The organism is Curtobacterium sp. SORGH_AS_0776 (assembly GCF_031453355.1).
GTDB lineage: Bacteria > Actinomycetota > Actinomycetes > Actinomycetales > Microbacteriaceae > Curtobacterium.
In genome coordinates this window covers 524,506-539,134 of record NZ_JAVIYU010000001.1, presented here as the reverse complement: position 1 = coordinate 539,134, position 14,629 = coordinate 524,506, and the positions used below count along the sequence as shown (strand labels likewise).

Annotated in this window: 9 protein-coding genes and 1 pseudogene; 7 read left to right on the top strand and 3 right to left on the bottom strand. The window is 69.8% G+C overall.

From position 1 onward, the window contains the following. Nucleotides 1-62 precede the first annotated feature (62 nt). Together QE359_RS02655 and QE359_RS02650 are read right to left on the bottom strand one after the other, a co-directional pair. Complete coding sequence (locus QE359_RS02655) at nt 63-839, bottom strand: hypothetical protein (RefSeq protein WP_309777402.1); 777 nt, start codon at nt 837-839, stop codon at nt 63-65. Between the two features lie 126 nt (nt 840-965). Then, a pseudogene (locus QE359_RS02650) lies at nt 966-1,809 on the bottom strand (spermidine synthase). Between the two features lie 133 nt (nt 1,810-1,942). Between QE359_RS02650 and QE359_RS02645 the strand changes: the two are divergent. The 6 genes from QE359_RS02645 (at nt 1,943) to rpoC (ending at nt 12,986) form a co-directional block, all read left to right on the top strand. Then, nucleotides 1,943-2,452: a hypothetical protein gene (locus tag QE359_RS02645; protein WP_071302473.1), complete on the top strand. Its 510-nt coding sequence runs from the start codon at nt 1,943-1,945 to the stop codon at nt 2,450-2,452. After that, a complete protein-coding gene (locus QE359_RS02640) occupies nt 2,449-3,654 on the top strand; it encodes a histidine kinase (protein WP_309777400.1) in 1,206 nt (401 codons plus the stop codon). The genes QE359_RS02645 and QE359_RS02640 overlap by 4 nt, the downstream gene beginning before the upstream one ends. Beyond that, a complete protein-coding gene (locus tag QE359_RS02635) occupies nt 3,651-4,310 on the top strand; it encodes a response regulator transcription factor (RefSeq protein WP_309777399.1) in 660 nt (219 codons plus the stop codon). The genes QE359_RS02640 and QE359_RS02635 overlap by 4 nt, the downstream gene beginning before the upstream one ends. A gap of 345 nt (nt 4,311-4,655) precedes the next feature. Beyond that, nucleotides 4,656-5,183: a hypothetical protein gene (locus tag QE359_RS02630; protein ID WP_309777397.1), complete on the top strand. Its 528-nt coding sequence runs from the start codon at nt 4,656-4,658 to the stop codon at nt 5,181-5,183. Nucleotides 5,184-5,573: 390 nt separating this feature from the next. Further along, nucleotides 5,574-9,062, top strand: coding sequence for a DNA-directed RNA polymerase subunit beta (gene rpoB / locus QE359_RS02625; RefSeq protein WP_070417662.1), 3,489 nt, complete (start codon nt 5,574-5,576; stop codon nt 9,060-9,062). 42 nt (nt 9,063-9,104) lie between these two features. After that, complete coding sequence (gene rpoC, locus QE359_RS02620; protein ID WP_070417663.1) at nt 9,105-12,986, top strand: DNA-directed RNA polymerase subunit beta'; 3,882 nt, start codon at nt 9,105-9,107, stop codon at nt 12,984-12,986. Nucleotides 12,987-13,056: 70 nt separating this feature from the next. On the opposite strand, the gene QE359_RS02615 is transcribed toward rpoC, so the two are convergent. Further along, entirely contained in the window at nt 13,057-13,452 is a 396-nt protein-coding gene (locus QE359_RS02615) for a VOC family protein (RefSeq protein ID WP_309777395.1), read from the bottom strand. A gap of 79 nt (nt 13,453-13,531) precedes the next feature. On the opposite strand from QE359_RS02615, the gene QE359_RS02610 reads away from it, so the two are divergent. Continuing rightward, nucleotides 13,532-14,554, top strand: a complete 1,023-nt coding sequence (locus tag QE359_RS02610) for a GNAT family N-acetyltransferase (protein ID WP_309777393.1) — start codon at nt 13,532-13,534, stop codon at nt 14,552-14,554. The last annotated feature ends 75 nt before the right edge of the window (nt 14,555-14,629 follow it).

The window sequence follows — 14,629 nt, the reverse complement described above, 5'->3', positions numbered from 1 at the left end:
CGGGGACGAGAACGGCCCGCCGTGCGGGTGCACGACGGGCCGTCCGGGACGGTCTCCGGAGCTCAGCTGCCGCCGTTCACCACCGCCGCGGCCGCGACGCCGATGTAGGTGGCGAAGGTCGCGATCGTGGCGACGACCGCGAGGATGATCGCGAACACACCCCAGCCCCGGCCGCGCTTCGTGACGATCGCGACGATGCCCTGCACGAGCGCCCAGAGGCCGAGGAGCGCAGCGATCCCGGCGACGATCGCCCCGACCCCGAGCTGTGACACGACGTTGGGGTCGTTCATGAGCTGCTGCTGCAACTGGCTCTGGTCGGGCGTCGACCCGTCCGTCGGTACGACGCTCCGGAGGGCGTCGCTGCTCGCGAGCGCAGCCCCCATCAGCCATCCGCCGATCACGCCGACGACGAGCGACACGAGCCCGAGGACGAAGGCCACCACACCGACGGTCTTCTTCTTGGCCTTCGGCTCCTCGTAGCCCTGCCACGAGGGGGCACCGGCGCTCGCCGGAGCCGCCGCGTAGGGCTGCTGGCCGTACTGGGGCTGCCCGTGCTGCGGCTGCCCGTACTGGCCCTGCTGCTCGGCGTACTGGGTCGACCCGTACTGCGGGGTCTCGCCCTGCGGTGCCTGGTACTGCTGGGCCTGTTCGCCCCAGCGCGGCGCGTCGGCCTGCGGGGCCGGCTCGCCGTACTGCGGCGTGGAGGTGGGAGCGGGGTCTACCCGCTCGCCGTAGCGCGGCTCGTCGGCCGAGGGAGCGGGCTGCTGCGGCGCTCCGCCCCAGCTCGACGCCTGGCCGTCGCCCGTCCGGTCCTCGTTGCTCCGGTCGTCGTTCGTCATCAGGGATCCCCTTGCTCGGTCGCGCACCTGCGCGGTCGTTCAGACCCATCCTGGCAGGCGGACCCTCCGCGTGCGCGGCATCCGCCCGATCGCACGGCGACCGTCGGCCCGACCCGCGGTCGCGCGTCAGCCGCCGAAGACGCTCCGGTTCGGCTCCGGCGACGCCACCGCGGTCTGGTCCGTGACGATCGGCGCCCCGGCGATGAACGCCCGCAGCTCCGCCCCGTGCACGACCTTCGCCGGCATCGGGTCGGAGGAGTACCGGCGAGGCATCTCCGCCACGGGCAGGTCCGTCGGCGACCCGAGCAGCACGATGTTCCCGAACCGCCGGCCCTTGAGCATCCCGGTGTCCGCGACGGCCGCCACCGACGGCAGCACCGCCTGCAGCGTCGACGCCTGCCCCCGGGCGAACGCGAGCCCGGCCCCGTCCGCCACGTTCACGGCCACGATGCCGGTGGGCGACAGGAACTCCGCGACCTCGCGGTAGAACTCGATGCTCGTCACGTGCGCGGGGATCTGCGAGCCGCCGAACACGTCCACCACGGCCAGGTCCACCGTGCCGCGCAGTCCGGTTGGGAGCTTGCCGAGGACCTCGCGGGCGTCGCCGTACCGCACCCGGATCGAGGCCCCGCGGGGGAAGGGCAGCGCGTCCCGCACGTGGTCGACCAGGTCCCGCTCCAGCTCGATGACCTGCTGCCGCGAGCCCGGCCGCGTGACCGCGACGTACCGGGGGAGCGTCAGGGCCCCGGCACCGAGGTGCAGCGCCGTCACCGGGCCGTCCGGGAGCAGGTCGATGGCGTGCCCGATCCGCCCGGATGTACTCGAACGCCAGGTGCGTCGGGTCCTCGAGGTCGACGTGCGACTGTGGCGTCCCGTCGACGACGAGCGTGAAGGACCCCGGGCGGTGCCGGTCCGGCTCGACCACCGCGTACCCCGCACCGATCCGGAACCCGTCGAACGCATCAGCCATGGCACCAATCGAACACCACCACGATCACCACCCGCGTCCCCACCCCTGGTTGGTGTGCCCGCCGACGCCGTCGATCGAGGCTGGTACCACCGGCCGGGAGACGCCCGCCGGACCTCCTCGGAAGGCGGACACCATGTCGGTCCAGCTCCTCGTGAACATCCTCGTCGGCATCGCCCTGGTCGCGTTCCTCGGGTACCGCCAGGCGACCTGGCAGTACCTCGACCCGGCGCGCATCTGGCGCACGCCGCTCATCATGGCGATCGTCGGCGTGGTCGTCCTCGCCCAGACGAAGGCGACGATCACGACGACCGACGTGGTGTTCCTCGGGATCGAGGCGCTCATCACGATCGGGGTCGGCCTGACCATGGGCAGCATCACCCGCTTCCGCACGGTCGGCACTCCGGACGCCAAGGGCCGCACGATCCAGTCCCGTACGGGTGCGCTCGGCGCGGTGCTGTGGATCGTCCTCATCGCCGTCCGCGTCGGCCTCGACGTGCTCGGCGGCCACCTCGGCGCGCACCTGCTCACGTCGACCGGCACGATCCTGCTCGTCCTCGCACTGAACCGCGCCGCACGCGCCGTCGTCATCGACGGCCGCATCCCCCGCGGCGACCGCCAGCCGCGCGGCATGATGGTCCGGTGACCCTGCTGACCGGCCAGGACGAGACCGACCTCCCCGGAGGCCGGTCCCGTTCGGGCGCCGCCTGGGGGCTCAACGCCCTCGGCATCGCGATCGTCGCGTTCTGGTTCGTGAAGAACGGCATCGCCCTGCAGCACCCCGTGTGGGTGTGGGTGCTCGGCGCGGTGGCGCTCGCCGCGTGGGCGCTCCGCGAGTTCGGTCGCACACCCCGGCTCCTCGTCGTCGCCGGGGTCCTGATGATCGCCGCGGGCACCCTGACGGTGGTGCCGACGGACTCGCTCATGATCGTCCCCGTGATCGTCGGGATCGTCCTGCTCGGCGCGAACCTCCGCGTCCCGGTCTGGGCGGCATCCGTCGCCGCACTCGCCGCGATCGTGGTCGTCGCGGTGTCCGCCTCGATCGAGCACGCCTCGGTCCAGTTCGTCCTCGGGACGAGCGGCGGCATGCTCCTGGGCGTCCTCATCGGCTTCAGCCGTCGGCAGTTCCGCATCGCGGCGGAACGGGCGCGCGAGGCCGAGCGGGACCAGCAGCGCGCCGAACTCCTCGCGGACCGGTCCCGAGCCGCCCGGGACATCCACGACGTGCTCGCGCACTCCCTCGGCGGACTGGTGCTCCAGCTCGACGCGGTCGAGGCCCTGCTCGAGGCCGGCCGGGTCGACGACGCCACGAAGCGCGCCGCCGAGGCCCGCGCGCTCGCCGCGGACGGCCTGGCCGAGGCGCGACGTGCGGTGCACGCCCTGCGGGACGACGCGGAGACGGACACCGAGGCGGACGCGGGCCCGCCCGAGGTCCCGCACCGTGCCTCCCGTCCGACCACGGACCCCGCGGCGGGCCTGGGAGCCCTCGTCGACGCGCACCGGTCGTTCGGCGGCGAGATCGTGACGCAGGGCGACACGGCGCTCACCGACCTCGATGCGGCCCACCGCGCCGCCGTGGTCCAGGTGGTCCGGGAGGCGCTCAGCAACGCCCGCAGGCATGCCCCCGGCCGTCCCGTGTCCCTGTCCGTCATCCGGGACGGCGACGCCGTGGACGTCGTGGTCGCGAACCCGCTGTCGGGCGGCGGCCACGGTCTGCTCGGGATGCGCGAACGCTTCGCGGAGCTCGGCAGCGGCGCCGCGGTCGAGGCGGACCGGTCGGACGACGAGTTCGTCGTGGCGATGCACCTGCCGGTCGACGAGCTGGCCGCCGAGGGGGACCGCCCGTGACCATCCGCGTCCTCGTCGTCGACGACCAGGCCATCGTGCGCGACGGGCTGGTGACGGTGCTCTCGCTCGTGGACGACCTCGAGGTCGTCGGCGAGGCGTCGGACGGCGCCGAGGCGGTCGCCGCGGTCGAGCGGGAGTCCCCGGACGTCGTGCTCATGGACCTCCGGATGCCCGGCGTCGACGGCCCGACGGCGACGGCGCGCATCACCGCGGGACACCCCGGGGTCGCCGTGCTCGTCCTCACCACGTTCGCCGATGACGAGTCGATCCTGACCGCGCTGCGGGCCGGTGCACGCGGGTACCTGACCAAGGACGCCGGCCGCGGCGAGATCGCGACGGCGATCCGCGCGGTGGCGTCGGGGCAGTCGACGTTCGACGCCACCGTGGGCGCCCGGCTCGTCGCCCAGCTGGCCGGCGGCACCGCGCCCGCGCCCGTCGCGACGCCCGACCCGACCGAGTCGCTCCGTGCGCGCTTCCCGACGCTCACCCCGCGCGAGGCGGACGTGCTCGGGCGCATCGCCGAGGGCCGGTCGAACCCGCAGATCGCCGCCGAGCTCTTCCTCACCGTGCCCACCGTGAAGTCCTACGTGAACCAGGTGTTCACGAAGCTCGGCGTCCGCACCCGCGCGGAGGCCGTCGCCCTCGTCCTGCGCTGACCCGGGTCCGCGGTCCCGACCGGTCAACCCGGCGCAGGTGAATGCGTGCACATGCACCACCAGCGGACGCCAAGGGTCGTCGCCTACCGTTCACCGGGTCGTCACCTCGGTGCGTCGATCCGCGCAGTGCCCCACACCTCGCGCGCTTCCGCACCCCGCTCGTGACCGCGGCGCGACCGTCCGGCAACCCCCACTGCCCCTCGTGTGCGCGCCGTCGGCGTGCGCCGGGCTCCCCGCTCTCCTGCGCGCCGCCCGTGGTCCGCCCGCCGAGACCATTGAACACATTGCGTGCGCTATGTAACATATGAGCACGAACGGACCCGATCCCACGAGGAGTCGACCCGCATGACCGACACCATGAGCGTGCCCACGTACCGCCGCACCACCGCGAGCCGTCCCGCGGTCGCCACCCGCGCCTCCCGTCCGTCCACCCACACCGAGCGCGAGCACGCGCCGACCTGGATGCGTGCGGTGGGTGCGGTCCTGCTGGTGGGCGGGCTCGGGCTGACCGCGGCGGTGCTCGGCTGGCCGGGCGACGCTCCGGAGACGGCGCTGCTGGTGCCGGCGCTCGTCGGCGTCGCGGTCGGGTTCCTGCTCCTCGTCGCCCGATCGGGGTGGACGGTGACGGACACCCACGTCGTCCTGCACTTCCGGCCGCTGCCCGCGCGACGGATCGCCCGCGACCGGATCACCGACGTGCGACTCGTCGAGGCGGACGCGTCGACGTACGGCGGCATCGGGCTCCGGATCGGACGCGGCGTCCGCGCGCTCATCCTCACGCCGGGGCTCGGGATCGAGTTCACCGACGACCGCGGACGTGTCACGTTCGTGCGGACGCGGCAGCCCGAGGCGGCGTTCCGCGCCCTGCGCTGACGGGCGTTGCGCGTCCTGCGCCGGCGGGCGTGGCCGGGCTGCGGAGCAGGGAATACCCACGCTGTCCACCGGCTTATACACGGCACTGCCGAATTCGGTCAAGCCAGGACTGGACATCCGCGACGAGCCCGACCTATGATGGCAGTTCGCGCTCCCTGGCATCCGTGTCGTCATATTGCGGTCGACGCAGCGTTCTTCCAGAACGTGCCCTGGTGGTGCCGGTCCCGTATATGTCGGCGGGTCCCGTCCACCCAGATCATCGCACACGTGCACAGCTCACCGGCCGTCGCGTGATCGCGTGTCTTCGAGGGGTGCGCTGAAGCGTCAATCCACTCACCTACGTGCTGCTCGTCAGTACCGGCCCGACGGGGCCTACCGGAGGTCAAACCCTTGGCTGCTGCGCCCAACGCATCCACCAACCCCAAGAACGGTCGCAACCACTCGCGACTCTCGTTCGCCAAGATCACGGACACCCTCACGGTTCCTGATCTGCTCGCACTCCAGACGGAGAGCTTCGACTGGCTCGTCGGCAACGACGTCTGGAAGGCCCGCCTCGCCGAAGGCCAGGAGCAGGGTCGCACCGACCTCGCACTGCACTCCGGGCTCGAGGAGATCTTCGAGGAGATCTCCCCGATCGAGGACCTCGGCGAGACCATGCAGCTCGGCTTCACGTCGCCCGAGCTCGAGGACCCGAAGTACTCGATCGACGAGTGCAAGGAGCGTGGCAAGACCTACGCTGCCCCGCTCTACGTCAACGCCGAGTTCATGAACCACATGACCGGTGAGATCAAGACGCAGACCGTCTTCATGGGCGACTTCCCGCTCATGACCGAGCGCGGCACGTTCATCATCAACGGCACCGAGCGTGTCGTGGTCTCGCAGCTCGTCCGCTCGCCGGGCGTGTACTTCGAGCGCCAGCAGGAGAAGACCTCCGACAAGGACATCTACTCCGCCCGCGTGATCCCGTCGCGTGGTGCCTGGCTCGAGTTCGAGATCGACAAGCGCGACCAGGTGGGCGTGCGCATCGACCGCAAGCGCAAGCAGTCGGTCACCGTGTTCCTCAAGGCGCTCGGCATGACGAGCGAAGAGATCATGGACGAGTTCCAGGGCTTCGCCTCGATCGAGTCGACCCTCGAGAAGGACGCCATCCTCACCAAGGAAGAGGCGCTCAAGGACATCTACCGCAAGCTGCGTCCGGGCGAGCAGGTCGCCGCCGAGGCCGCGCGTGCGCTCCTCGACAACTTCTACTTCAACCCGAAGCGCTACGACCTCGCGAAGGTCGGCCGCTACAAGGTCAACCGCAAGCTCGGCATCGACGCGCCGCTCAGCGACTCGGTCCTGACCGTGCAGGACATCGTCCGCACGATCAAGTACCTGGTCTCGCTGCACGCCGAGAAGACCACGCTCGACGGTGTCCGTGACGGCGAGCCGGTGCAGCTGCGCCTCGACGTGGACGACATCGACCACTTCGGCAACCGTCGCATCCGCGCCGTCGGTGAGCTCATCCAGAACCAGGTCCGCACCGGTCTGTCCCGCATGGAGCGCGTCGTCCGCGAGCGCATGACCACGCAGGACATCGAGGCGATCACGCCGCAGACCCTGATCAACGTGCGCCCGGTCGTCGCCGCGATCAAGGAGTTCTTCGGGACGTCCCAGCTGTCGCAGTTCATGGACCAGAACAACCCGCTCGCGGGCCTGACGCACAAGCGTCGCCTCTCGGCCCTCGGCCCGGGTGGTCTGTCCCGTGAGCGTGCCGGCGTCGAGGTCCGTGACGTCCACCCGTCGCACTACGGCCGCATGTGCCCGATCGAGACCCCGGAAGGCCCGAACATCGGCCTGATCGGCTCGCTCGCGTCGTTCGGTCGGATCAACTCCTTCGGCTTCATCGAGACGCCGTACCGTCGCGTCGTGAACGGTCAGGTCACCACGACCATCGACTACCTCACGGCCTCGGAAGAGGACGACTTCGTCGTCGCGCAGGCGAACGCCCCGCTCACCGACTCCTTCCACTTCCAGGACGACAAGGTGCTCGTCCGGAAGAAGGGCGGCGAGGTCGAGCTCGTCGGCAAGGACGAGGTCGACTACATGGACGTCTCCCCGCGCCAGATGGTGTCGGTCGCGACGTCGCTCATCCCGTTCCTCGAGCACGACGACGCGAACCGCGCCCTCATGGGTGCGAACATGCAGCGTCAGGCAGTCCCGCTGCTCCGCTCCGAGTCGCCGCTCGTCGGCACCGGCATGGAGGGCTACACCGCCATCGACGCCGGCGACGTCGTCACCGCCGACAAGGCCGGTGTCGTCTCCGAGGTCTCGGCCGACGCCGTGACCCTGCAGCTCGACGAGGGCGGCACGCAGACCTACTACCTGCGCAAGTTCGACCGCTCGAACCAGGGCACGAGCTACAACCACCGCGTGGTCGTCTCGGCCGGTGAGCGTGTGGAGCAGGGCGAGGTCATCGCCGACGGCCCCGCGACGGAGAACGGCGAGCTCGCGCTCGGCAAGAACCTCCTCGTCGCGTTCATGCCGTGGGAGGGCTACAACTACGAGGACGCGATGATCCTGTCGCAGAACCTCGTGAAGGACGACACGCTCTCCTCGATCCACATCGAGGAGTACGAGGTCGACGCCCGTGACACGAAGCTCGGCAAGGAAGAGATCACCCGCGACCTCCCGAACGTCAGCCCGGACCTCCTGGCCGACCTCGACGAGCGCGGCATCATCCGCATCGGTGCCGAGGTCCGCCCCGGCGACATCCTGGTCGGCAAGGTCACGCCGAAGGGCGAGACCGAGCTCAGCGCCGAAGAGCGCCTCCTCCGCGCCATCTTCAACGAGAAGTCGCGCGAAGTCCGCGACACCTCGCTCAAGGTGCCCCACGGTGAAGAGGGCACGATCATCGGCGTCAAGGTGTTCGACTCGCAGGACGGCGACGACGAGCTCGGCTCGGGCGTCAACCAGCGCGTGGTCGTGTACATCGCCCAGAAGCGCAAGATCACCGCGGGTGACAAGCTCGCCGGTCGTCACGGCAACAAGGGCGTCATCTCGACCATCCTCCCGGTCGAGGACATGCCGTTCCTCGCCGACGGCACCCCCGTCGACATCGTGCTCAACCCGCTCGGCGTCCCCGGCCGCATGAACTTCGGCCAGGTCCTCGAGATCCACCTCGGGTGGCTCGCGAAGCAGGGCTGGAACGTCGAGGGCATCCAGGAGTGGGCTTCTGCCCTCCCCGAGGCAGCCCGCAGCGCGGAGCCCGGCACGAAGGTCGCCACCCCGGTGTTCGACGGTGCCTACGAGCGCGAGATCGAGGGCCTCCTCGACTCGACCCTCCCGAACCGCGACGGCGAGCGCCTGATCGGTTCGTCCGGCAAGGCGCAGCTCTTCGACGGCCGCTCCGGCGAGCCGTTCCCGGAGCCCGTGTCGGTCGGCTACATGTACATCCTCAAGCTGCACCACCTGGTCGACGACAAGATCCACGCCCGTTCGACCGGTCCGTACTCGATGATCACGCAGCAGCCGCTGGGTGGTAAGGCGCAGTTCGGTGGACAGCGCTTCGGCGAGATGGAGGTGTGGGCGCTCGAGGCGTACGGCGCCGCCTACGCCCTCCAGGAGCTCCTGACGATCAAGTCCGACGACATCCTCGGCCGCGTGAAGGTCTACGAGGCGATCGTCAAGGGCGAGAACATCCAGGAGCCGGGTATCCCGGAGTCGTTCAAGGTCCTCATGAAGGAGATGCAGTCGCTCTGCCTGAACGTCGAGGTCCTCTCGGCCGACGGCCAGGCGGTCAGCCTCCGCGACACGGACGACGAGGTCTTCCGTGCCGCTGAAGAGCTCGGCATCAACATCTCCTCGCGGTTCGAGTCGTCGTCCGTCGACGACATCTGATCCCGCCCGTACTCGTAACGAATCCAGCTAGAGAGAAGAACATTGCTCGAAGCAACTTCATTTGACGCACTGCGGATCGGTCTCGCCACGGCCGAGGACATCCGCCAGTGGTCGTACGGCGAGGTCAAGAAGCCGGAGACCATCAACTACCGCACCCTCAAGCCCGAGAAGGACGGTCTGTTCGGCGAGCAGATCTTCGGTCCGTCCCGCGACTGGGAGTGCGCCTGCGGCAAGTACAAGCGTGTCCGGTTCAAGGGCATCGTCTGCGAGCGCTGCGGCGTCGAGGTCACCAAGTCCTCGGTCCGCCGTGAGCGCATGGGCCACATCGAGCTCGCCGCGCCCGTCACGCACATCTGGTACTTCAAGGGCGTCCCGTCGCGCCTCGGCTACCTCCTCGACATGGCGCCGAAGGACCTCGAGAAGGTCATCTACTTCGCGGCGTACATGATCATCGACATCGATGAAGAGGGCCGTCACGCCGACATGCCGGGTCTCGAGAACGAGATGCGCCTCGAGATCAAGAACCTCGAGGGGCAGCGCGACTCGATCATCGCCGACCGCCTTAAGAAGCTCGAGGACGACCTCGCAGCGCTCGAGGAAGAGGGCGCCAAGGCCGACGTCAAGCGCCGCACCAAGGACACTGCCGAGAAGGAGATGTCCCAGGTCCGCAAGTCGTTCGACGAGGACATCACCCGCCTCGAGCGCGTGTGGGAGGACTTCCGCAACCTCAAGGTGGGCGACCTCAAGCCCGAGGACGCCGTCTTCCACGAGCTCCAGGACCGCTTCGGGATCTACTTCGACGCCTACATGGGCGCCGAGGCGATCAAGCTGCGGCTCGAGGCGTTCGACCTGGCCGCCGAGGCCGAGGCGCTGCGCCTGCAGATCGCCGAGGGCAAGGGCCAGAAGAAGATCCGCGCGATCAAGCGTCTGCGCGTCGTCAGCTCCTTCCTCGCCACCGGCAACTCGCCGGCCGCGATGGTGCTCGACGTCGTGCCGGTCATCCCGCCGGAGCTGCGCCCGATGGTGCAGCTCGACGGTGGCCGCTTCGCCACGAGTGACCTCAACGACCTCTACCGTCGTGTGATCAACCGCAACAACCGTCTCCGCCGCCTGCTCGACCTCGGTGCCCCCGAGATCATCGTGAACAACGAGAAGCGCATGCTGCAGGAAGCGGTCGACGCGCTGTTCGACAACGGTCGTCGTGGTCGTCCGGTCACGGGTACCGGCAACCGCGCCCTGAAGTCCCTGAGCGACATGCTCAAGGGCAAGCAGGGTCGTTTCCGCCAGAACCTGCTCGGCAAGCGCGTCGACTACTCGGGCCGTTCGGTCATCATCGTCGGCCCGCAGCTGAAGCTGCACCAGTGCGGTCTGCCCAAGCAGATGGCGCTCGAGCTCTTCAAGCCGTTCGTGATCAAGCGCCTGATCGACCTGTCGCACGCGCAGAACATCAAGTCGGCCAAGCGCATGGTCGAGCGTTCGCGTCCGCAGGTGTGGGACGTGCTCGAGGAGATCATCCGCGAGCGCCCCGTGCTGCTGAACCGTGCGCCGACGCTGCACCGTCTGGGCATCCAGGCGTTCGAGCCGCAGCTCGTCGAGGGCAAGGCCATCCAGCTCCACCCGCTCGTGTGTGCTGCGTTCAACGCGGACTTCGACGGTGACCAGATGGCCGTGCACCTGCCGCTGTCGGTCGAGGCCCAGGCCGAGGCCCGCATCCTGATGCTCGCCTCGAACAACATCCTGAAGCCGTCCGACGGCCGTCCGGTGACCCTGCCCGCACAGGACATGATCATCGGTCTGCACCACCTCACGACCGTCCGCGAGGGCGCCGTGGGTGAAGGCCGTGCGTTCTCCTCCGTCGCCGAGGCCATCCTCGCGAAGGACCAGGGCACGCTGCACCTCAACGCGCTCGTGAAGATCCGCATGGCGGACGTCCACTTCGCCGAGGGTGAAGCTCCCGAGGGCTACGAGCAGGGCGACACCGTGCTGCTCGAGACGACCCTGGGCCGTGCGCTCTTCAACGAGACCCTCCCGGCGAACTACCCGTTCGTCCAGAAGGTCACCGACAAGGGCGTGCTCTCCGCGATCGTCAACGACCTCGCCGAGCGCTACTCCAAGACCGAGACGGCCGCCGCGCTGGACCGGATCAAGGACGCGGGCTTCTACTGGGGCACGCGCTCCGGTGTGACCGTGGCGCTCTCCGACGTCGTGACGCCTCCTCGCAAGAAGGAGATCATCGCGGGCTACGAGGTCCAGGCCGCCAAGGTGCAGGGCGAGTTCGACAAGGGTCTGATCACCGACGCCGAGCGTCGCGCCGACCTGATCAAGATCTGGACCGAGGCCACGAACGAGATCGCGCAGGAGATGCGCGACAACTTCCCGGTCGACAACACCATCAACCGCATGGTGTCGTCCGGTGCTCGTGGTAACTGGCTCCAGGTCCGCAACATCGCCGGTATGCGTGGTCTGGTGAACAACCCGAAGGGCGAGATCATCGCCCGCCCGATCATCAACTCGTACCGCGAGGGCCTGACCGTGGCGGAGTACTTCATCGCCACGCACGGTGCTCGCAAGGGTCTTGCCGACACCGCGCTCCGTACCGCGGACTCCGGGTACCTCACCCGTCGTCTCGTGGACGTCTCGCAGGACGTCATCATCCGCGAGGACGACTGCGGCACGACCCGGGGCCTCGAGCTCCCGATCGCGACCGTGGGCGCCGACGGCAAGCTCGTGCGCGACCCGCGCGTCGAGAACACCGTGTACTCCCGCACCCTGGCCACCCCGGCCGTGGACGCGAAGGGCACGGTCGTCGCCGAGGCCGGCGAGGACGTCGGTGACGTCCTCATCGACAAGCTGCTCGCGGCCGGTGTCGAGAGCATCAAGGTGCGCTCGGTCCTGACCTGCGAGTCGAGCGTCGGTGTCTGCGCGAAGTGCTACGGCCGTTCGCTCGCCACGGGCAACCTCGTCGACATCGGCGAGGCGGTCGGCATCATCGCCGCCCAGTCCATCGGTGAGCCCGGTACCCAGCTGACGATGCGTACCTTCCACACGGGTGGTTCGGCCTCGGCCGACGACATCACCCAGGGTCTGCCGCGTGTCACGGAGCTCTTCGAGGCGCGTACCCCCAAGGGTGCGTCCCCGATCGCCGAGGCCCCCGGCCGCGCCACGATCGAGGACACCGACAAGGGTCGTCGCATCATCCTCACGCCGGACAACGGTGACGAGCCGTTCATCTACCCGGTGCTGAAGCGTGCGACGCTCCTCATCGAGGACGGCCAGCACGTCGAGCTCGGCGAGCAGTTCATCGCCGGCACCGTCGACCCGAAGGAAGTCCTCCGCGTCAAGGGTGTCCGTGAGGTCCAGAAGCACCTCGTCAACGGTGTGCAGGACGTGTACGGCTCGCAGGGCGTGCCGATCCACGACAAGCACATCGAGGTCATCGTGCGCCAGATGCTCCGCAAGGTCACCGTCGTCGACCACGGCGACACCGACCTGCTCCCGGGCGAGCTCGTGGACCGTTCGCGGTACAACGAGCTCAACCGTGCGGCGCTGCAGGAGGGTCGCAAGACCGCTTCCGCTCGCCAGGAGGTCATGGGCATCACGAAGGCGTCCCTCGCGACCGAGTCGTGGCTGTCCGCCGCGTCCTTCCAGGAGACCACCCGCGTGCTCACGCAGGCGGCCATGGAGGGCAAGCAGGACCACCTCGTCGGCCTCAAGGAGAACGTCATCATCGGTAAGCTCATCCCCGCCGGGACGGGCCTCAGCCGGTACCGCGACGTGGACGTGAACGCGACGGAAGAAGCGAAGGCGGAGCGGTACCCGAACCGCATCTTCGCGGACGACTCGTCGTTCTCGGACGCCGACCTGAGCTTCGTCGACTTCGACAGCTTCTCGTCGGACGACTTCACGCCGGGCACCTACAACTGAGCCTGAGCTCCACCGGAACGGCCCCCGCATCCTCGGATGCGGGGGCCGTTCCCGTTGGTGGCGCGACGGCTCAGACCGCGCGGTCCGCCCCGTTGCCGCGTCCGGAGCCCCGGCCGGTCTCGTCGACGAGGGAGAACAGGCTCAGGACGTTGCCGTCGGGATCGCGGACGTCGAACCAGTCGACGGCTCCGTCGACGCACTCGACCGGGCCGATGTCGATCCCGAGTGCGCCGATGCGTGCGTGTTGGGCGGCGACGTCGTCGACGCCGAAGCGGACGCTCACGGGGTTCTCCTCGGCGTCGGCGTCCTCGTAGAGCTGGATCCAGATGCCGCCGACCTCGTACTCGGCGATGCCCTCGTCGGGCTCGAGGTCCGGTTCGGCACGTTCGAACACGGCGCCGTACCAGAGGCAGGACGCCTCGATGTCGGTGACGGGCAGCCCCACGGTCACGCTCGTGATGTCCATGACTCATCATGTCCCGGAGCAGTGCTGCGCGTCGAGCACTTTCCGCCGTCGCGCCCGTGCCGGATGGCAGGCTGGGCGGATGGCAACGCTGCGCGAACGGATCACCGCCCCGGCCCACCTCGAGCTCCCGGTCCCGATCGCCGGCCTGACCTTCCGGGCGGCGACCCGGGACGACCTGGAGGCCGCGCACGCCCTCGCCGTGGCGGCTGCCGCGGTCGACGACCCACACGCTCGTCCCTCCACAGCGAGCCTGGAGCGGACGTTGTCCACCGAAGGGCTCGATCTCGCCCGGGACACCCTCGTCGGCGTCGATGCTGATGGGCATGTGCAGGCGTACGGCATCGTCATCGACGTCCCCTCCCGGGTCACCGCTGCTCGCGTGGTGCTCGAGGGGGCGGTCCACCCCGCGCTGCGCGGCCGGGGGATCGGCCGTCGTGTGCTCGCGTGGCTCATCGGGCGCGCACGGCAGCGACTCGCCGCGCTCGACCTCGACCTGCCGGCGACGATCTCGCTCGGTGCGCCGCAGGGATCCGGCGCCCTCCGGCTGGCAGCCCGTGCCGGACTCGAGCCCGTCCGGCACTGGGTGGACATGCAGGCGGTGCTCGACGAGCCCGCCGGTGCCGCGGTCCCGCAGTTGCCGGACGGGTACAGCGTGCGTGCGGCGACCCTCGACGACATCGAGCCGCTGCGGATCGCGAAGAACGACGCCTTCCGCGACCACTGGGGATCGCAACCGATGGTCGAGTCCGACTGGCGCGGGTTCCTCACCGCGGCGACGGCCCGCCTCGACCTCGGCCGCGTCGTCGTCGACCCGTCGGGCCGGATCGTGGCCTTCGCGCTCGTCGAGGTGGACCCGGACGGCTTCGCCGCTCGCGGCCGGTCGTTCGGGTACGTGCACTGGGTCGGTGTCGTGCGGGCGGCACGTGGGACAGGACTCGCGCCGATCGTCCTCGACGCCGCGCTGCAGGGGATGCGTGCCGAGGGGCTGTCCGCCGCGGTCCTGCACGTCGACGCCGAGAACCCGACCGGCGCCGGACGCATCTACGAGCGGCTCGGGTTCGTCCCGGGGCCGGTGCACGTCACCGCGTCGACGACCCTCTGACGGGGGTCGTCGCGGCCCTCGGCGCGCACGCCGTCGGCGGTGTCGATACCCGTGGGTACCCCTGCACTGGGGCCA